19 protein-coding genes are annotated in these 16529 nt (G+C 70.3%); 9 read left to right on the top strand and 10 right to left on the bottom strand.

Features of this window, described 5'->3' with window-relative positions; genetic code table 11:
- The first annotated feature begins 54 nt into the window (after window positions 1-54).
- The 8 genes from ACFC1J_RS00170 to ACFC1J_RS00135 all read left to right on the top strand — a co-directional run bounded on the left by ACFC1J_RS00170 (window position 55) and on the right by ACFC1J_RS00135 (window position 7035).
- Window positions 55-570: a hypothetical protein gene (locus tag ACFC1J_RS00170; protein WP_375901421.1), complete on the top strand. Its 516-nt coding sequence runs from the start codon at window positions 55-57 to the stop codon at window positions 568-570.
- Between the two features lie 118 nt (window positions 571-688).
- Window positions 689-1717, top strand: a complete 1029-nt coding sequence (locus ACFC1J_RS00165) for an efflux RND transporter periplasmic adaptor subunit (protein WP_375901419.1) — start codon at window positions 689-691, stop codon at window positions 1715-1717.
- Window positions 1714-2403, top strand: coding sequence for an ABC transporter ATP-binding protein (locus ACFC1J_RS00160; protein ID WP_375901418.1), 690 nt, complete (start codon window positions 1714-1716; stop codon window positions 2401-2403). Before ACFC1J_RS00165 ends, ACFC1J_RS00160 begins: the two co-directional genes overlap by 4 nt.
- Window positions 2400-3647: an ABC transporter permease gene (locus tag ACFC1J_RS00155; RefSeq protein WP_375901416.1), complete on the top strand. Its 1248-nt coding sequence runs from the start codon at window positions 2400-2402 to the stop codon at window positions 3645-3647. The genes ACFC1J_RS00160 and ACFC1J_RS00155 overlap by 4 nt, the downstream gene beginning before the upstream one ends.
- Window positions 3648-3694: 47 nt before the next feature.
- A complete protein-coding gene (locus tag ACFC1J_RS00150) occupies window positions 3695-4279 on the top strand; it encodes a GNAT family N-acetyltransferase (protein WP_375901415.1) in 585 nt (194 codons plus the stop codon).
- 56 nt (window positions 4280-4335) lie between these two features.
- Window positions 4336-5061: a lysoplasmalogenase gene (locus tag ACFC1J_RS00145; RefSeq protein WP_375901413.1), complete on the top strand. Its 726-nt coding sequence runs from the start codon at window positions 4336-4338 to the stop codon at window positions 5059-5061.
- On the top strand, window positions 5058-5459 hold the full coding sequence (locus tag ACFC1J_RS00140; protein ID WP_375901411.1) for an RNA-binding S4 domain-containing protein: 402 nt from the start codon (window positions 5058-5060) through the stop codon (window positions 5457-5459). Before ACFC1J_RS00145 ends, ACFC1J_RS00140 begins: the two co-directional genes overlap by 4 nt.
- 79 nt (window positions 5460-5538) lie before the next feature.
- Window positions 5539-7035, top strand: coding sequence for a DUF222 domain-containing protein (locus tag ACFC1J_RS00135; RefSeq protein WP_375901409.1), 1497 nt, complete (start codon window positions 5539-5541; stop codon window positions 7033-7035).
- Here the strand turns inward: ACFC1J_RS00135 and ACFC1J_RS00130 are convergent.
- Window positions 6996-7973, bottom strand: a complete 978-nt coding sequence (locus ACFC1J_RS00130; protein WP_375901407.1) for an NUDIX domain-containing protein — start codon at window positions 7971-7973, stop codon at window positions 6996-6998. The two genes, ACFC1J_RS00135 and ACFC1J_RS00130, sit on opposite strands and share 40 nt — an antisense overlap.
- 83 nt (window positions 7974-8056) lie before the next feature.
- Here ACFC1J_RS00130 and ACFC1J_RS00125 point away from each other — a divergent pair, with 83 nt between their 5' ends.
- Window positions 8057-8476 carry a GNAT family N-acetyltransferase gene (locus ACFC1J_RS00125; RefSeq protein WP_375901405.1) on the top strand — a complete coding sequence of 140 codons (420 nt, stop codon included), beginning with the start codon at window positions 8057-8059 and terminating at the stop codon, window positions 8474-8476.
- Between the two features lie 44 nt (window positions 8477-8520).
- Here the strand turns inward: ACFC1J_RS00125 and der are convergent, their stop codons facing one another.
- The 9 genes from der to ACFC1J_RS00080 all read right to left on the bottom strand — a co-directional run bounded on the left by der (window position 8521) and on the right by ACFC1J_RS00080 (window position 16526).
- Complete coding sequence (gene der, locus ACFC1J_RS00120) at window positions 8521-10044, bottom strand: ribosome biogenesis GTPase Der (protein ID WP_375901403.1); 1524 nt, start codon at window positions 10042-10044, stop codon at window positions 8521-8523.
- Entirely contained in the window at window positions 10037-10765 is a 729-nt protein-coding gene (cmk, locus tag ACFC1J_RS00115; protein WP_375901401.1) for a (d)CMP kinase, read from the bottom strand. The genes der and cmk overlap by 8 nt, the downstream gene beginning before the upstream one ends.
- Window positions 10758-11879 carry a prephenate dehydrogenase gene (locus ACFC1J_RS00110; protein ID WP_375901399.1) on the bottom strand — a complete coding sequence of 374 codons (1122 nt, stop codon included), beginning with the start codon at window positions 11877-11879 and terminating at the stop codon, window positions 10758-10760. The genes cmk and ACFC1J_RS00110 overlap by 8 nt, the downstream gene beginning before the upstream one ends.
- The gene (locus tag ACFC1J_RS00105; protein ID WP_375901398.1) at window positions 11876-12718 is read right to left on the bottom strand and encodes a pseudouridine synthase; all 843 of its coding nucleotides are present in this window, start codon (window positions 12716-12718) and stop codon (window positions 11876-11878) included. Before ACFC1J_RS00105 ends, ACFC1J_RS00110 begins: the two co-directional genes overlap by 4 nt.
- Window positions 12715-13281 carry an SMC-Scp complex subunit ScpB gene (gene scpB, locus ACFC1J_RS00100; RefSeq protein WP_375901396.1) on the bottom strand — a complete coding sequence of 189 codons (567 nt, stop codon included), beginning with the start codon at window positions 13279-13281 and terminating at the stop codon, window positions 12715-12717. The genes ACFC1J_RS00105 and scpB overlap by 4 nt, the downstream gene beginning before the upstream one ends.
- Window positions 13271-14104, bottom strand: a complete 834-nt coding sequence (locus ACFC1J_RS00095) for a segregation and condensation protein A (RefSeq protein WP_375901395.1) — start codon at window positions 14102-14104, stop codon at window positions 13271-13273. Before ACFC1J_RS00095 ends, scpB begins: the two co-directional genes overlap by 11 nt.
- Window positions 14088-14951, bottom strand: coding sequence for a ParA family protein (locus ACFC1J_RS00090; protein ID WP_292715812.1), 864 nt, complete (start codon window positions 14949-14951; stop codon window positions 14088-14090). The genes ACFC1J_RS00095 and ACFC1J_RS00090 overlap by 17 nt, the downstream gene beginning before the upstream one ends.
- A gap of 80 nt (window positions 14952-15031) precedes the next feature.
- Complete coding sequence (locus ACFC1J_RS00085) at window positions 15032-15754, bottom strand: gamma-glutamyl-gamma-aminobutyrate hydrolase family protein (protein WP_375901393.1); 723 nt, start codon at window positions 15752-15754, stop codon at window positions 15032-15034.
- On the bottom strand, window positions 15747-16526 hold the full coding sequence (locus ACFC1J_RS00080) for a 3-oxoacyl-ACP reductase (protein WP_375901391.1): 780 nt from the start codon (window positions 16524-16526) through the stop codon (window positions 15747-15749). The genes ACFC1J_RS00085 and ACFC1J_RS00080 overlap by 8 nt, the downstream gene beginning before the upstream one ends.
- Window positions 16527-16529: the final 3 nt, after the last annotated feature.

Here is a 16529-nt window from a genome sequence, read left to right as displayed (position 1 = left end):
TGAGCTGGTTCCAGAAGAGCAACGCCAACGGGAGTTGCTCCGAAAGGAGAGACCATGTTCCTCACGAAGAGGTCGCGTGGCGCGCTGGCCGCCCTGGCTGCGGTGCCCCTGACGATCGCCATCCTGTCGGGATGCAGCGCCGGAGGCGGCGGCCAGCCGAGCAGCGACAGGGCCGAGACGCCCTCAGCGAAGAGCTTCGACGACTGGCAACTCGCGTTCGCCCAGTGCATGCGTGGCGAGGGTCTCGATTTCCCTGATCCCGGCAAGGGCGGTCTCGGCGTCACGATCGATCAATCGAACGCCGCCGCCTTCGACAAGGCGAGCACCAAGTGCCGAGAGAAGCTCGGCAATCCTCCCGCCGCCCCCGGCGACGAAGGCAAGACGGAGGAGCAGCTGCAGGAAGAGGCGCTGAAGAGCGCGAAGTGCTTCCGCGAGAACGGCATCGACATGCCCGACCCGAAGAACGGAAGCGTTGCGGCCATGCCGATGGACGTCCCCCCGGAAGTGCTCAAGAAGTGTCTGCCGGGCGCCGGCGACGCTGACGGTGGAAGCGCGCGACCCAATGGCTGAGACGACCTCGGCGGCCGAAGCCGCAGAGCACGATTCGGCGCCCGCACCGGGGACCCAGGTCGACCCCGCACACAGAAAGCGGCGACGTCGGCGGGCGATCGTCGGTGCTGCCGCCGGAGTGGCTGTTCTCCTCGGCGCCGGGGCCGGGGCCTATGCCTTCGGCGCGACGCCTTCCTCCCCGCCGCCCGTCAAGAAGACCCTGCACGTCGAATCAGCACCGATCGAGCGGGGTACGCTCACCGGAACGACGAAGTCGACCGGCACGCTCGCCTACGCGGGCGCCCGAGACATCGCGAGCGGGGTCGGCGGAGTCATCACCTCGCTGCCGGCCCCCGGCACGCAGATCGCCCTCGGACAGCCGCTCTTCGCCGTCGACAATGTCCCCGTGTTCCTGTTCCACGGCGATCTCCCGGCGTGGCGGGCCTTCGAGGAGGGGATGCCCAACGGTCCGGATGTCGTACAGCTCGAGCGCAGCCTTGCAGCACTCGGCTACTTCTCCCGCGAACCGGACGACGAGTTCACCGCACGCACCGCCGAGGCGATCGGGGCCTGGCAGAAGGCCACCGGTCAGGAGAAGACCGGCGTCATCGACCTCGGCCGCGTCGTGTTCTCCATCGGTGATGTCCGGGTCGCCGCCGCGAAAGCAACGGTCGGCTCTCAGCTCGGCCCTGGCTCACCTGTGCTCGGGGTCACAGCGCTCGACAAGAAGGTGGATGTCGATCTCAAACTGGCCGACCAGCAGCTCGCGACGGTCGGCGGCAAGGTCACCATCGATCTGCCCTCGGGAAAATCCACAGACGGCACGATCGCCTCGGTGGGAGTACCGACTGAGAAGGAGAGCGGCGCAGGCAAGACGGTGGTGATCCCGGTGGTGGTCGCCCTCTCCGACCCGTCCTCGGTCGGCCCCCTGCAGCAGGCGAGCGTGACCGTGAACTTCCCGTCGGAGGCGCGCGAGAACGTGCTCTCCGTCCCCGTCGGAGCTCTCCAGGCGCTCGACGGGAACCGTTTCGGAGTCGAGATCGTCGATCCCCGGTCCGGCAAGACCGCACGCGTCCCTGTGACGACTGGCCTGTTCGCCGGAGGGCGCGTCGAGATCACCGGACCGGGGATCGAGGAAGGACAGAAAGTCGTGGTGCCAGGATCATGAGCGACATCATCGTGCTCCGTGACGTCGAGCGGGGCTACGGCGAACCCCCCGCGCTCGCCTGCGCCGGAGTGAACCTGACCATCCGCGAGGGCGAATTCGTCGCGATCGTCGGCCCGAGCGGCTCCGGCAAGTCGACCCTCCTCAACCTGATCGGCACACTCGACAGACCCACCGCCGGCACGGCACTCATCGAAGGAGTAGACGTGAGGGGCCTCTCGGATCGTGCCCTCTCGGCGCTGCGCGCCCATCGAATCGGATTCGTCTTCCAGCAATTCCACCTGGCGGAGGGCGTGACCGCTCTCGACAATGTGGCGGACGGGTTGCTCTATGCGGGAGTCCCGCGCCCGGAGCGGCGGGAGCGGGCGCGCGCTGTGCTCGACCGCGTGGGGCTCGCCCATCGGCATGACCATCGTTCGCACCAGCTCTCCGGCGGAGAGCGGCAGCGCGTCGCCATCGCCCGGGCGATGATCGGTGAACCGCCTCTGCTGCTGGCCGACGAACCGACCGGCAACCTCGACTCGATGGCCGGGGCGAGGATCATCGAGCTGCTGCACGAGATCAATGCCCGCGGAACCACCGTCGTGGTCATCACCCACGATGCGGAGCTGGCGGAGCGACTGCCTCGACGGATCGCGATCCGCGATGGCCGTGTGCTCTCCGACTCGGCGAGCAGGTCGATCGCATGAGCATCACATCAGCACCGGCGAACTCCGCCACGGCCTCGGCGGTGAGCCCCTCCGCACCCCCACCGCTTCCCCGCTCGCGGCTGCTCGCGAGGGACGCCGTGCGCCTGGGCACCGTGGGCCTTCGCACCCGGCCGGCTCGCGCGATCCTGTCGGCGCTCGGCATCGCCATCGGGATCGCCGCGATGATCGCCGTCGTCGGCATCTCCGCATCGAGCCAGGCGAAACTCAACGCCCAGTTGGCGAGCCTCGGCACCAACCTGCTGACCGCCCAGGCGGGAAAGAGCGTCTTCGGTCAGGATACGAAGCTCCCTCCCGACACGATCGCGAAGGTTGGGATGCTCGATGGCGTCGAGAGCGCCAGCGGCTACGGCGACCTGTCCGTGAGCGTCTATCGCAGCCATCTGACGGATCCGTCCGAGACCGGCGCAATCACAGTGAGGGCGGCCGACCTGCGGCTGCCCGGCACCACCGCAGCGAGACTCGCGGCCGGATCATGGCTGAACGCCGCCACCGCGAACTACCCGGCCGTGGTGCTGGGCGCCAAGGCGGCCGAAAGACTGGGAGTGGCCTCTCCCGGAGCGCAGGTGTGGCTCGGCGGCCGATACTTCACCGTGGTCGGCATTCTCGAGGCGGTCCCTCTCGCGCCCGAACTGGACACGTCCGCCCTGATCGGCATCCCGATCGCCCGCGCGCAGTTCGGCTACGACGGAAGCCCGACCATGGTCTACGAACGATCAGCGGACGCGGCCGTGGACTCGGTGCGCACCCGTCTCGGTCGTACCGTCAGCCCGCAGACACCCGACCAGGTCACCGTGTCCCGTCCCTCCGACGCCCTCGCCGCGAAGAACGCCGCGGACCAGGCGTTCACCGGTCTTCTCGTCGGGCTCGGCTCCGTCGCACTGCTCGTCGGCGGCATCGGAGTGGCGAACACGATGATCATCTCCGTGCTGGAGCGCCGGCGCGAGATCGGCCTGCGACGCGCGCTCGGTGCAACGCGGGGCCACATCCGCACGCAGTTCCTCTCCGAGGCGCTGCTGCTCTCGGCACTGGGCGGAGCCCTCGGCGCCGCCCTCGGTGTGGCGGTGACCGCAGGCTTCGCCCTGCTCAGAGGATGGCCGCTCGCCATCCCGCCCGTCACCCTCGCCATCGCGATCGGGGCCACGCTCCTCATCGGCGCCGTCGCAGGCCTCTACCCCGCCGTCCGAGCCGCCCGCACCGACCCGACCATCGCGCTGGGCGGGTGAAGCCCCCGCTCCGCGCCGCTGTCCGACCCGCCGCGTAGGGTCGGATCATGTCGACGATCACGACGAAGGCAGCGACGCCCACGGAGTGGGAGGACGTGCAGCGCGCGCTCACCGGCGGAGGCGACGGCGCGTCGTGCCAGTGCGTGTGGCCGGTGCTGCGCAACAAGGATTGGAACGCCACGACGAAGGACCAGCGGGTCGAGATCCTGCGGGACGAGATCACGACCGGTCCTCCGCCGGGCATCGTCGCATACCGGGACGGAGAGGCCGCCGGCTGGATCCGCATCGGCCCGCGCCTGGCGCAGGCCCGGCTCGCCTACACGCGCACGATCGTGGCCGCCACGCACGAGCCGCTCGACGATGGCAGTGTGTGGGCGGTCACGTGCTTCTCCGTGCGACGCGATCATCGCGGACAGGGGTTGAACGCCGCCCTCCTCGCGGCCGCCGTCGACTACGCCCGCGAATCCGGCGCCCGCGTCGTCGAGGGCTACCCCGTCGACACGGCCGCGGTGAAGGTGTCGCCGAACGAGCTGTTCCATGGAGCACTGTCGACCTTCCTCGCCGCGGGGTTCTCGGTCGTCGGCGAGTTGCGGTCAGGACGCCCCCTGGTCAGCCTCGACCTCGCAGGATAGCGGTGACCACCGGTACGGCGGCGGACCGCGCGTCCTCTCGCTCCTACGATGGAGGGATGCAGAGCCGCACCCGACTTGGCGCCCTGTGGCCGTTCGCGCCGTACATCGTCGTCGCCCTGGTCCATGTGGTCGCCCTCGCCGCGCACAGCCCTCTTGCGGTTCCGACGAAGGCGCTGCTGATGCCGCTGCTCGCGGTTCCGGCGGTGCTCGCTTGGAAATTCCTGGCACCCCGGGGCGCCGCCGTGCTCCTGACCGTCGCGCTGCTCTTCTCCTGGCTCGGCGACGAAGCAGGACTGTTCTTCCCGTTCGCCCCAGAGCTGCCGCTCATGCTGGGCTTCTTCGGACTCGCGCACGTCGCCTACATCGTGCTGTTCCTGCGCCACCTGCGCGTGCGCCGACTGCCGCTGTGGACCGTCGTGTACGTGCTCTGGTGGCTGTTCATGATCGCCCTGCTCGGACCGCACACCGGATCCCTCCTCGCAGCAGTGGCCGCGTACGGCATCGTGCTCGCCGGGACGGCGGCGACCTCCGCGCGCTGCCGCGCCACGATCGCCTGGGGCGGCGTGTTCTTCCTCTCGAGCGACTCGATCCTGGCCTTCCGCCTGTTCCTGCCCGACGCGATGCCGGACTGGACGAGCCCCGCCGTCATGGTCACCTACACGATCGGGCAGGGGCTGATCGTCGCCGGCGCGCTCCGGGCCCTGCGCCGCGACGAGACCGCCTTCGCACCGGCCGGTGCTCGCGCCGATGCCATCGACCACGGCGCGGAGCCGCCCACATGAACACCGATCCCTGGGCCAGCGGCCCCGTCCGCATCGACAGCTGGCTCTGGGCGGTGCGGGTGTTCAAGACCCGTTCCGCCGCGACCACCGCCTGCCGCGCCGGCCACGTCCGCCTCAACGGCGATCGGGTCAAGGCCGCGCAGACCGTGAAGATCGGCGACGAGCTGCGGATCAGGATCAGCGGATTCGACCGGATCCTGATCGTCCGCCAGACCCTGGTCAAGCGCGTCGGCGCTCCCCTGGCGGCCGTCGCCGCCGAGGACCGCACACCGCCCCGCGACCCGATGGCCGCCGCCGGTCTGCGGGACCGCGGAGCAGGTCGTCCGACCAAGCGGGAGCGCCGCGACATCGACCGGCTGCGTGGGCGCGATCAGGACGGAGAGCGCGCCGACCGGTGATCGAGAATTCTTCGGTGATCAGGGTGAAAAGTTCTCCACACCCCCTCCTGTAATCGAAGCTATGTTCTATACTGGGAGCATGACCGAAGCCCCGCTCCCTCCCGTCGCAGATCGCGGCGCGCTGCTGGACGCATGGGTGGCGAAGCGGGCCGAGATCGCACGGCTCGAGGGCGAGGCCTCCGAGCTGCTGACCGCCAGGGCGGAGCTGTTCGACGCGGATGTTCGCGCCGACCCGCAGCATCGCGACATGATCCGCCGGTCGATGATCGCGGAGTACTCGGCCGCCGGGCGCATCTCCAAGACCGCCACCGAGCTCGGTTTCAACGATGCCGAGGCTCTGAACGAGTTCTTCCCCGCGCTGCGTGATGCCCTGCGGCACGGCGCGATCACGGCGCCGCACGTCCGCGTGCTGGTTGCCGCCGCCGCACCCGTTCGCGAGGCGGTGCTCAACGGCCACCTCGACGCCGAGGTACTGGCGGTCTACGAAGCCGCCGCCCTCACGATCGCCGAGAACGAGACGCCGGCGCGCACCCGGCCGCACGCTCGGCAGATCGCGGCGACCCTCGCGGGAGAGAGCATCCGGGAGCGCCACGCCAGGGCGGCATCCGAACGCCAGATCACGATCCGCCCTCTCGACGATGGGCTGGCTCTGCTGACGGCGGTGCTGCCAGAGGTGTATGCCGTCGCGATCATGGATCGCCTCCGCAGCCTCGCGACGGCCGTCGCCGCCACGGGGCGGAGCCGTCGCGAGAACGACCTCGGTCTGATCTTCTCCGACCCGATCGCGCAGCGCTTCGCAGGTGCAGATCCCGAGGAGTTCCCCTTCCCCGAGGATCTCCTCCCCGACGACCCGCGGCTTCAGACGTACGACCGCATCGCCGCGGCGGGGACGTACGCCCTGGATCCGGATCACGACCTTCACGATCCCGAGACCGACACCTGCGAAGCCACTAAGGTCGGGCCCGACGCCCGGCCCGAGTTCGTCGCGGCGGACGGCCGGACTCGTCGCGAGATCGAGACCGATACCTTCATCGACCTGCTGCTCGCCGCGACGCCCTCCGAAGCGCTCGGCACGGGCCTGGATCGGATCACCGCGACCGTACAGGTGACGATCGCCGCCACCACCCTCGCCGGAGAGGACGATCGGCTCGCCGAGCTCGATGGACACGGTCCGCTGCATCCTGACATCGCACGGGACCTCGCCCGTCACGCCAGCGGATGGAATCGGCTGTTCCTGGACGACACCGGGATGGTCACCAAGGTCGACCGCTACACGCCGACCACCGCGATGAAGCGTTTCCTGAGGGCGAGGGATCAGCGCTGCCGCTTCCCGGGGTGCCACACGCCCGCCCGGCGCTGCGACATCGATCACAACGAGGACCACGCCCGGGGCGGGCCCACCGAGATCACCAACCTGAGCGGCTTCTGCCCAGGGCATCACGCGCTCAAGCATCCCGATATCGACGAGGGCCATCGCTGGACCGCGCGTCAACTCCCTGACGGAACCCTGCGCTGGACGAGTCCGCTCGGACGCACTTACGACGACCGCGCGCCGCGCCGCGTCATGTTCGTCTGAGCCTCGTCGAGCTGCTCGAGCAACCACCGCACGGGCCGCGCCTCGACCGGTCCGCCGTCGCCCGCCAGCGCCTCGATCCGCACGGTCAGGCCGCGATCGCTCGTGACGACGAACACGTGATCTCCCGCCGCGGCACGCTCGCGGGCGACGTCGACGATCGCGTCGTCGCCGGCCGCCGGAGCACGCACGATCTCGACCGCGCACGCCACATCGGCGCTGTCGGCGGGATCGGCGACCTCCCGCGCCGCGCCTTCGGCGACGAGCACCACCCGCGGATGCCAGCGCGTCGAATCCAGCGCCACCCGCTCGGCCGAGACTCCGCGACGAGCCCACACGTCCAGCCGGTCGCGAAGGCGCGCCGTCGCTCCCGCACGGTCCTTCCACCAGCCGTCCGGCACGGATCCGACCACGTTCGCAGCGTCCACGACGACGACCGGCCGGACGTCCAGCAGCGCGCGCAGCTCCGGCCACGCCTCGGCGAAGCCGGGGTGCAGCGGACGGCGGTCCACCTCGTCGACCGGGACCCAGTGCAGCGCCAGGCTCTCCGGATCGCTGATCACCGGCTCGAACGGCGTCACGACGTCGGCGACGACGGTCGTGTAGCTCCAGATCCCGAGGTCCAGCACGCTCTCGAACTGCGCCCTGACGGCGCCGTCCGGCACGCCGGCCTCCTCCTGTGCCTCGCGGATCGCGCCCTCACGAGCCGACTCGCCCTCGTGCAGCGCCCCGCCGGGCAGCGCCCACGTGCCGCCGTGGTGGCTCCAGGCGACCCGGTGCTGCAGCAGGACGCCGCGCTCCCGGTCGTGGGCGAGCAGCCCCGCCGCGCCGTATCGCCCCCAGTACCGCTCCCCCGTCGGCGACACCACCCAGGCATCGCCGCTGTTCAGTGGCCCGTGGGGGCGCCGAGGCTCGCCGGGTTCCGGGGGAACGATCGTCACCCCTCCACCCTTTCACACGCCGTCTGTCGATGGCCCTGTACGACGGATCGTTGCACGCCTGTGCCGTTGCGAGAATGGTGAGCATGAACGATGCCTACGAACTGGACGACGATCCCTCGCGCATCCAGACCGACGCCGTGTGGACCTGGCTCTCGACCGAGGCCTACTGGGGCCGCTGGCGCTCGCGCGCCGATGTCGAGACCCAGCTCGGCAACGCCTGGCGCGTCGTCGGCGTCTATCACGCCGGCACCGGCGAGCAGGTGGGCTTCGCCCGAGCGGTCTCGGACGGCGTCGGGTTCGCCTACCTCGCCGACGTCTACGTGGACCGCGCGCACCGCGGCCACGGCCTCGGCAAGCGCATGATGCAGCTCATGATCGACGACGGCCCTGGCGCGGACATGCGCTGGACGCTGTTCACGAGCGACGCGCACGGCCTCTACCGGCAGTTCGGATTCACCGAACCCGACGACACGGCGATGGTGCGCGCGGCCCGCAACGTCTGACGGAGAAGGGAACGGCGCCGACCCTGGAGTCGGCGCCGCATCCCTCAGCGCTGCCGGCGCTCGCGCACCCGCATGTTGATCACGATCGGAGTGCCCTCGAAGTCGTACAGCTCGCGCAGGCGCCGCTGGATGAACCGGCGGTAGCCCGGGTCGAGGAACCCGGTCGTGAACAGCACGAATGTCGGCGGACGCGTGGTCGCCTGCGTACCGAACAGGATCCTGGGCTGCTTGCCGCCCCGCAGCGGGTGCGGGTGGGCGGCGACGAGCTCGGAGAGGAAGGCGTTGAACTTGCCGGTCGGGATCCGGCGATCCCAGTTCTCCAGCGCCGTCTCCAGCGCCGGGACCAGCTTGTCCAGGTGACGGCCGGTCTTCGCCGAGATGTTCACGCGCGGGGCCCAGGCGACGTGCGCCAGGTCCTGCTCGATCTCGCGCTCCAGGTACCGGCGACGGTCCTGGTTCTCCATGTCGTCGTCGAACAAGCGGTCCCACTTGTTGAACGCGAGCACGAGCGCGCGGCCCGACTCGAGCACCATGTCGATGATGTTCAGGTCCTGCACGCTGATCGGCTGGCTCACGTCGAGCACGACCACGGCAACCTCGGCCTTCTCCAGCGCCGTCGACGTGCGCAGCGACGCGTAGAAGTCCGCGCCCTGCTGCAGGTGCACGCGGCGACGGATGCCGGCGGTGTCGACGAGGCGCCACAGCTTGCCGCCCAGCTCGACGACCTCGTCCACGGGGTCGCGGGTGGTGCCCGCGAGCTCGTTGACGACGACGCGCTCCTCCCCTGCGGCCTTGTTCAGCAGCGAGGACTTGCCCACGTTCGGCCGGCCCAGGATCGCGACGCGGCGCGGTCCGCCGATCTCGCCCTTCGCGACGGCGGAGACCTCGGGCAGCTTCTCCATGATCGCGTCGAGGAGGTCGGCGACGCCGCGTCCGTGGATCGCGGACACCGGGTACGGCTCGCCGAGACCCAGGTTCCACAGCGCCGCGGCCTCCGGCTCCTGCCGGGCGTCGTCGATCTTGTTCGCGACGAGGAAGACCGGCTTGCCGCTCTTGCGCAGCAGCTTCACGACGTGCTCGTCGGTCGAGGTCGCCCCGACCATCGCGTCGACGACGAAGAGCACCACGTCGCTGAGGTCGATCGCGACCTCGGCCTGCGCGGCGACCGAACGGTCGATGCCCTTCGCGTCGGGCTCCCAGCCGCCGGTGTCGACCAGCGTGAAGCGCCGGTCCATCCACTCGGCCTTGTACGTGACGCGGTCGCGCGTGACACCGGGGGTGTCCTCCACGACGGCCTCGCGACGGCCCAGGATCCGGTTCACAAGCGCGGACTTGCCGACGTTCGGCCGGCCCACGATCGCGACGACGGGAAGGGCAGGCAGGAACTGGATCCCGTCCTCGCCCTCGACGAGGCCTGCGAGCAGCTCGGCGTCCTCGTCGTCCAGGTCGTAGTCCTCGAGGCCCGCGCGCAGGGTCGCGGCGCGCGACTCGACGAGCTCCTCGTCCATCGCGTCCAGCTTCTCGGCGAGACGGTCTTCGCCGCCCTCGTATTCTTCTTCGTCAGCCATTGTCGGCTCCTCGCTGCGCTCCGGGCGCACGTCGCTCGATCACCGCGATCACGGCGTCGATGGTCTCCTCGAAGTCGAGGTCGGTCGAATCCACGACCTCCACTCCTTCCGCGGCGGTGAGGAAGTCCACCACCGCGCTGTCCTTGGCGTCGCGATGATGCAGCGCGGCGGCGACCGCCCCGGCATCCTCCGCGTCGAGCTCCGCGGCCCGGCGCGCTGCGCGCACCTCGGGAGCCGCGGTCAGCAGGATCCGCACGGGGGCGTCGGGGGCGACCACGGTCGTGATGTCGCGCCCCTCCACCACCACGGCGGGGTATTCGGCCTCCCGGGCGATCCGGCGGAACGCGTCGTTCACCTGCACGCGGACGGCGGGCACGCGTGCCACTCCGCTCACGGCGCCCGAGACCCGCGGTTCGCGGATCGCGTCCGTCACGTCCGTCGCTCCGACGTGCACGAGACGGTCGTCGGGGTCGAGACCCTGCGCGAACGGGAAGTCGGCCGCGGCGGCCAGCACGGCGGCCTCGTCGGCGGTGTCGTCGCCACGGTCCAGGACGTGCCAGGCCAGCGCGCGATATGCGGCGCCCGTGTCGAGGAAGCCGTAGCCGAGGCGTCGGGCGACGGCCTTGGACACGCTGGACTTGCCGGATCCGGCCGGGCCGTCGATCGCGACGATGAACGGTGCGTGCGCCGCGGTCCCTGAGCCTGTCGAAGGGTCAGTCATCGGGCATGCTCGCAATCCGCCATCCCCTGGCTTCGAGTCCTTCGACCGCGCCGCGGAGCGCGGCCGGCGTCACGCTGATCTCGGCCAGGCCGAACTGCGCGCCCGGCGAGTGCTCCAGGCGCAGGTCCTCGACGTTGACCTCGAGCTCGCCGAGCTCGCCGAACAGGCGGCCGAGCTGTCCCGCGGTGTCGTCGATCATCACGACGAAGGACTCGAACCGGCGGTTCTGGCCGTGCTTGCCGGGCAGCCGCTCGACGCCCTCGTTGCCGTGCCGGATCGCCTCGGCGACCGTGCGCCGGGATCCGGTGCGGTCGGGATCGCGCAGCGCGTCGGCGACCTCGGCGAGGTCTGCCGCGAGGGCATCGAGCACCGAGACGACGGGCGCGGCGTTCGCACCGAGGATCTGCACCCACAGCTCGGGAGCGGAGGCGGCGATGCGCGTGGTGTCGCGCACGCCCTGGCCGGCGAGGCGGAGCGAGCCGTCCTCGGCGTCGGCGAGGCGGGCGGCGAGCAGGCTCGCGACGACCTGCGGCACGTGCGAGGTCAGTGCGACCGCGCGGTCGTGCTCCTCCGGAGTCATCTCGAGCGGCATCGCCTCGAGGTCGAGAGCGAGGCCCTCCACGAGCGCGAGATCCGCCGCGCGGGTCTCCTCGTCGCGGCACACCACCCACGGGCGGCCGATGAAGATGTCGGCGCGCGCCGAGATCGCTCCCCCGCGCTCGCGACCGGCCAGCGGATGGGATCCGATGTACCGGGTCAGGTCGACGCCGCGCTCGCGGAGCAGGCGCAACGGCTCGAGCTTGACGCTCGCGACATCGGTGACGACGGCGTCCGGGAACCGCGCCAGCTCCGCCTCGATGACGTCTGCCGTCACGTCCGGCGGCACGGCGACGACCACGAGCGACGGGGCGTCGTCCTCCCGGGCCGCGCGACCCGCACCGTAGTCGATCGCGAGCCGCAGCTGCGCGGGCGAGGTGTCGGCGAGGGCGACGTCGATGCCCTTCGCGGTCAGGGCGTGCCCGATGCTGGCGCCGAGAAGCCCCGCGCCGACGATCCGGATGGTTCCGGACAGCCGCGCGGCACGCTCGTTCGGCGTCCTGCTCGTGTCGCTCACTCGTTCTCCTGCGCGTCTCCCCGGTCGGCTTCGGTCCCTGAGGTTCTCGAAGGGTTCGAAGGGCCGTCCGCGGGGGAATCCTGGCGCGACAGGGTCAGAAGCGCGCCGAGTTCGATTTTAGTCAGTTCGCGGGACTTCCCCGCAGGGAGCGTTCCCAGGTGCAGCGGGCCGAACTGGCGCCGCACGAGTTCGGTGACCGGGTGCCCGACCGCCGCGAGCATCCGGCGCACGATGCGATTGCGTCCGGAGTGCAGGGTGAGCTCGACGAGGCTGGATCCCGCGGACGAGTCGAGCAGCCGCGCCTTGTCGGCGACGATCCGTCCGTCCTCGAGGTCGATGCCCTTCGTGAGCTTCGCGATCGTCTGCGCGGTGACCACGCCCTCGACCTTGGCGATGTAGACCTTGGTCACGCCGAACGAGGGGTGCGCGAGCACGTGCGCGAGGTCGCCGTCGTTCGTGAGGATGAGCAGCCCGCTGGTCTCGGCGTCCAGGCGCCCGACGTTGTAGAGGCGCTCCTCGTAGTCCTTCGTGAAGCGGCGCAGATCCGGCCGCCCCTTCTCGTCCTTCATCGAGGAGACGACACCGGTGGGCTTGTTCAGCATGACGTAGCGCTTGCCGGTGTCCAGCTGCACGGCGGTGCCGTCCACGTCGACCAGGTCCTTCTCCGGGTCGATCCGTCGGCCGAGTTCGGTGACGACGGATCCGTTCACGCGTATGCGTCCCTCGACGATGTACTGCTCGATCACGCGTCGCGATGCGACACCCGCGTTCGCGAGCACCTTCTGCAGGCGCACGCCGTTCTCGGAGAAACCGGCAGGGGGGATTTCGGTCGACATCATGCCCTTTCACTGAATCCTGCGGAGCCGTCGTCGAGCAGCGGCGAGATCGGCGGCAGCTCGTCGAGAGAGTTGATGCCGAGGTTCTGCAGCAGCGCGTCGGTCGTGCCGTAGTTGATCGCACCGGTCTCGGAGTCCTGGAAGAGCTCGGTGATGAGCCCGCGGCCCACGAGGGTGCGCACGACGGAGTCGACGTTGACGGCGCGGATCGAGGCGACCTGGCTGCGCGTGACCGGCTGCTTGTACGCGATCACCGCGAGGGTCTCCAGCGCCGCCTGCGACAGTCGCGCCGGAGCCTGCCCTCCCACGAAGTCTGCGACCAGATCGTCGTACTCCTCGCGCACGTAGAGCCGCCAGCCACCGCCGACCTCGCGCAGTTCGAAACCGCGCCGCGGTCCCTGCCCTCGGCCGTCGTACTCCTCGACGAGGGACTCGATCGCCTGCCGCACGGCCGGCACGGGCGCGCCGACGGCCGCGGCGAGCGAGACGAGGCTGTGCGGCTCGTCGATGATGAGCAGGATCGCCTCGAGCTTCTCCGTGAGCGGCAGCTCGGTGTCATCGGTCATAGTCGGCTCCCAACGTCGCCAGCATCTCGTCGGTCCACTGCTCGGCCGACCATCGCAGGGTCAGCTCGCCGAGCGGCTCCAGCTGCTCGAAGGAGAGCGCCGCGTGCCGGTACAGCTCCAGCACGGAGAGGAAGCGCGCGACCACGATCCCCGGCTCCACGGCCCCCGCCACGATCTCGCGGAACGTCACGGATTCCGCGCTGCGCAGCAGCGTCACCACGATCGCGGCCTGTTCCCGGATGCTGACGAGCGGCGCGTGCAGGTGGTCGAGGCCGACCGTGGGGATCTCCTTCGGCGCGAACGCGAGCAGAGCGAGCGTTCCGAAGTCGGCCGCGCTGAGCGTCCACACCAGTTCCGGCGTGCGCGCGCGATGCTTCTCGTCCAGCCGCACCGCGCGGGCGTGGCGCCGGTCCTCGTACTGCAGGCTGCGTGCGAACCAGGTCGAGACCTCCTTGAACGCGCGGTATTGCAGCAGCCGCGCGAACAGCAGATCCCTGGCCTCCAGGAGGGCGACGGACTCGGCGTCCACGAGCTCGCCCTGCGGAAGGAGCCCTGCGACCTTCATGTCGAGCAGGGTCGCCGCGACGACGAGGAACTCGCTGGTCTCGTCGAGGTCCTCGTCCGGGCCGAGTTCGCGCAGATACGCGATGAACTCGTCGGTGACCCTGCTCAGCGACACCTCTGTGATGTCCATCTCGTGCTTCGAGATGAGGTTCAGCAGCAGGTCGAAAGGCCCGTCGAAGTTCGACAGGGAGACACGGAACCCGGTCTCGGGCTCAGGGATCGGGGCGTCCTCGGGGATCGCGTCAGGCGACGGCGCCACGGGCGACCAGCTCCCGGGCCAGTCGCAGATACGCCTGTGCGGCGGGGTGCTCCGGCGCGAACTCGGTGATCGGCACACCCGACACCGAGGCGTCGGGGAACTTGACGGTGCGCCCGATCACGGTCTCCAGCACGTCGTCGCCGAACGCCTCGACCACGCGCTCCAGCACCTCGCGGGAGTGCAGGGTGCGCGCGTCGTACATCGTCGCGAGCAGGCCGTCGAGTGTGATCGAGGGGTTGAGGCGGTCGCGCACCTTGTCGATGGTCTCGATGAGCAGGGCGACGCCGCGCAGCGCGAAGAACTCGCACTCCAGCGGGATCAGCACGCCGTGCGCCGCGGTGAGCGCGTTCACCGTGAGCAGGCCCAGCGACGGCTGGCAGTCGATGAGGATCACGTCGTACTCCCCCGCTACCTGACGCAGCACGCGCGAGAGGATCGTCTCGCGGGCGACCTCGTTGACGAGGTGCACCTCGGCGGCGGACAGGTCGATGTTCGCCGGGATCAGATCCAGGCCCTCGACGTGCGTGTGGACGATCGCCTCATGCGCGTCGCGCTTGGTGTCCAGCAGCAGGTCGTAGACCGTGGGGATGTCGTGCGTGGGGATCCCGAGACCCGCCGAAAGCGCGCCCTGCGGGTCGAAGTCGACGGCGAGCACCTTGCGCCCGTATTCGGCGAAGGCGGCGGCGAGGTTGATCGACGTCGTGGTCTTGCCGACGCCGCCCTTCTGGTTGCAGAGGGCGATGATCCGCGCGGGACCGTGCGCCTTCAGCGGAGCAGGGATGGGGAAGCCCTGGTAGGGACGCCCGGTCGGCCCGATCGGGGTGTCGTCCTTCGTCTTCTTCGCCACGTTTCTCCTGCTCGTCGTGCTCGATCGATCATAGCCGCCGACGAGGTTCCGGCCCCGGCCCCACACGCCGATCCGCCGGATCAGCGGGCCCTCATCCTCTCCTTCGCCGCCGCGATCAGCCCGTCGAACAGGCCTGGATCCTCATCCGTCTCCGGATGCCATTGCACTCCGACCGCGAACCGATCGCCGGCGGCCTCCATGGCCTGCAGCACGCCGTCGGCGTCGTGCGCGACCGGGCGGTAGCCCGGATGCTGCGCGACCGCCTGGTGATGGTGCACGGGGACCGTGATCTCGGGCGCCACCAGCTCCGCCACCCGCCCCTCGGCATCGACGCGCACCGAGGCAGAGCCGTACGACGTCGGCCCTCCCCCGTGCTCGCCGTGGCCGACCACGTCGGGGAGGTGCTGCACGAGGGATCCTCCGGCCGCGACCGCCATGAGCTGCATGCCACGGCAGATCCCGAGCAGAGGCAGCCGGAGCCGCTCCGCCTCCGCGAGCAGCGCGAGCTCCCACGCGTCGCGGTCGTCGTACCAGCCGACCACGCTCGGATCGGGCTCCTGCCCGTAGCGGGCGGGGTTCACATCCGCTCCGCCCGCGATGAGGAGCCCGTCCAGGCGCGCGAGCACGTCGCCCGCCGCCCCCGGCGCCGCGACCGGAGGCAGCAGCAGCGGCACGCCGCCGGCGCGCTCGATCGAGCGCGCGTAGTCGCTCGGGAGCAGGTCGGCCTCGACCTGCCGCCAGGTGCCCCAGGACGCTTCCTGGCGGTAGGTCGTGAGTCCGACGACGGGGCGCGACTCAGTCAAAGTCCGAATCCAGCGGCGTCACGTACGCGTTCGAGAGACCTCCGTCGACGAGGAAGTCCATCGCCGTGATGAAGCTCGACTCGTCGCTGCCGAGGAACGCGACCGCGTTCGCGATCTCCTCGGGCTCGGCGAAGCGCCCCATCGGCACGTGCACGAGCCGGCGCGCGGCGCGCTCGGGGTCCTTCGCGAACAGCTCCTGAAGCAGCGGCGTGTTCACCGGGCCGGGGCAGAGAGCATTGACGCGGATGCCCTTGCGGGCGAACTGCACGCCGAGCTCGCGGGTCATCGCGAGCACCCCGCCCTTGGACGCCGTGTAGGAGATCTGCGAGGTCGCCGCGCCCATGATCGCCACGAACGACGCTGTGTTGATGATGGATCCGCTCCCCTGCTCGAGCATGTACGGCAGCACCGCCTTGCAGCAGTAGTAGACACTGGTGAGGTTGACGTCCTGCACCAGGTTCCACGCGTCGATGCCGGTCTTGAGGATCGAATCGTCCGACGCGGGCGAGATCCCCGCATTGTTGAAGGCGATGTCGATGCGGCCGTAGGTGTCGTGCGCGACCGCGAAGAGGTTCTCCACCTCGGCCTGATCGGTGACGTTCACCCTCACGAACACGCCGCCGAGTTCCTCCGCGATGCGGGGGCCGTTCGCCTCGTCCAGGTCGCCGATGACGACCTTCGCGCCCTCCGCCACGAACTTCTTCGCCGTCGCCAGTCCGATACCGCTGCAGCCGCCGGTGATGACGCCGACCTTGCCTTCGAGCTTTCCCATTCC

It is taken from the genome of Microbacterium sp. NPDC056052 (genome assembly GCF_042266785.1).
Lineage (GTDB): Bacteria > Actinomycetota > Actinomycetes > Actinomycetales > Microbacteriaceae > Microbacterium.
The sequence above is the reverse complement of the archived record's forward strand: the minus strand, read 5'-3'. Positions and strand labels throughout refer to the sequence as shown.

Bases quoted from the DNA above. Each gene is read 5' to 3' on its own strand.
- der (WP_375901403.1), bottom strand. From the start codon at position 10,044: ATGGCTGACGAAGAAGAATACGAGGGCGGCGAAGACCGTCTCGCCGAG.
- ACFC1J_RS00140 (WP_375901411.1), top strand. From the start codon at position 5,058: ATGAACACCGATCCCTGGGCCAGCGGCCCCGTCCGCATCGACAGCTGG.
- scpB (WP_375901396.1), bottom strand. From the start codon at position 13,281: ATGACCGATGACACCGAGCTGCCGCTCACGGAGAAGCTCGAGGCGATC.
- ACFC1J_RS00105 (WP_375901398.1), bottom strand. From the start codon at position 12,718: ATGATGTCGACCGAAATCCCCCCTGCCGGTTTCTCCGAGAACGGCGTG.
- ACFC1J_RS00135 (WP_375901409.1), top strand. From the start codon at position 5,539: ATGACCGAAGCCCCGCTCCCTCCCGTCGCAGATCGCGGCGCGCTGCTG.
- ACFC1J_RS00150 (WP_375901415.1), top strand. From the start codon at position 3,695: ATGTCGACGATCACGACGAAGGCAGCGACGCCCACGGAGTGGGAGGAC.
- ACFC1J_RS00155 (WP_375901416.1), top strand. From the start codon at position 2,400: ATGAGCATCACATCAGCACCGGCGAACTCCGCCACGGCCTCGGCGGTG.
- ACFC1J_RS00125 (WP_375901405.1), top strand. From the start codon at position 8,057: ATGAACGATGCCTACGAACTGGACGACGATCCCTCGCGCATCCAGACC.
- ACFC1J_RS00160 (WP_375901418.1), top strand. From the start codon at position 1,714: ATGAGCGACATCATCGTGCTCCGTGACGTCGAGCGGGGCTACGGCGAA.
- ACFC1J_RS00170 (WP_375901421.1), top strand. From the start codon at position 55: ATGTTCCTCACGAAGAGGTCGCGTGGCGCGCTGGCCGCCCTGGCTGCG.
- cmk (WP_375901401.1), bottom strand. From the start codon at position 10,765: ATGACTGACCCTTCGACAGGCTCAGGGACCGCGGCGCACGCACCGTTC.
- ACFC1J_RS00145 (WP_375901413.1), top strand. From the start codon at position 4,336: ATGCAGAGCCGCACCCGACTTGGCGCCCTGTGGCCGTTCGCGCCGTAC.
- ACFC1J_RS00080 (WP_375901391.1), bottom strand. From the start codon at position 16,526: ATGGGAAAGCTCGAAGGCAAGGTCGGCGTCATCACCGGCGGCTGCAGC.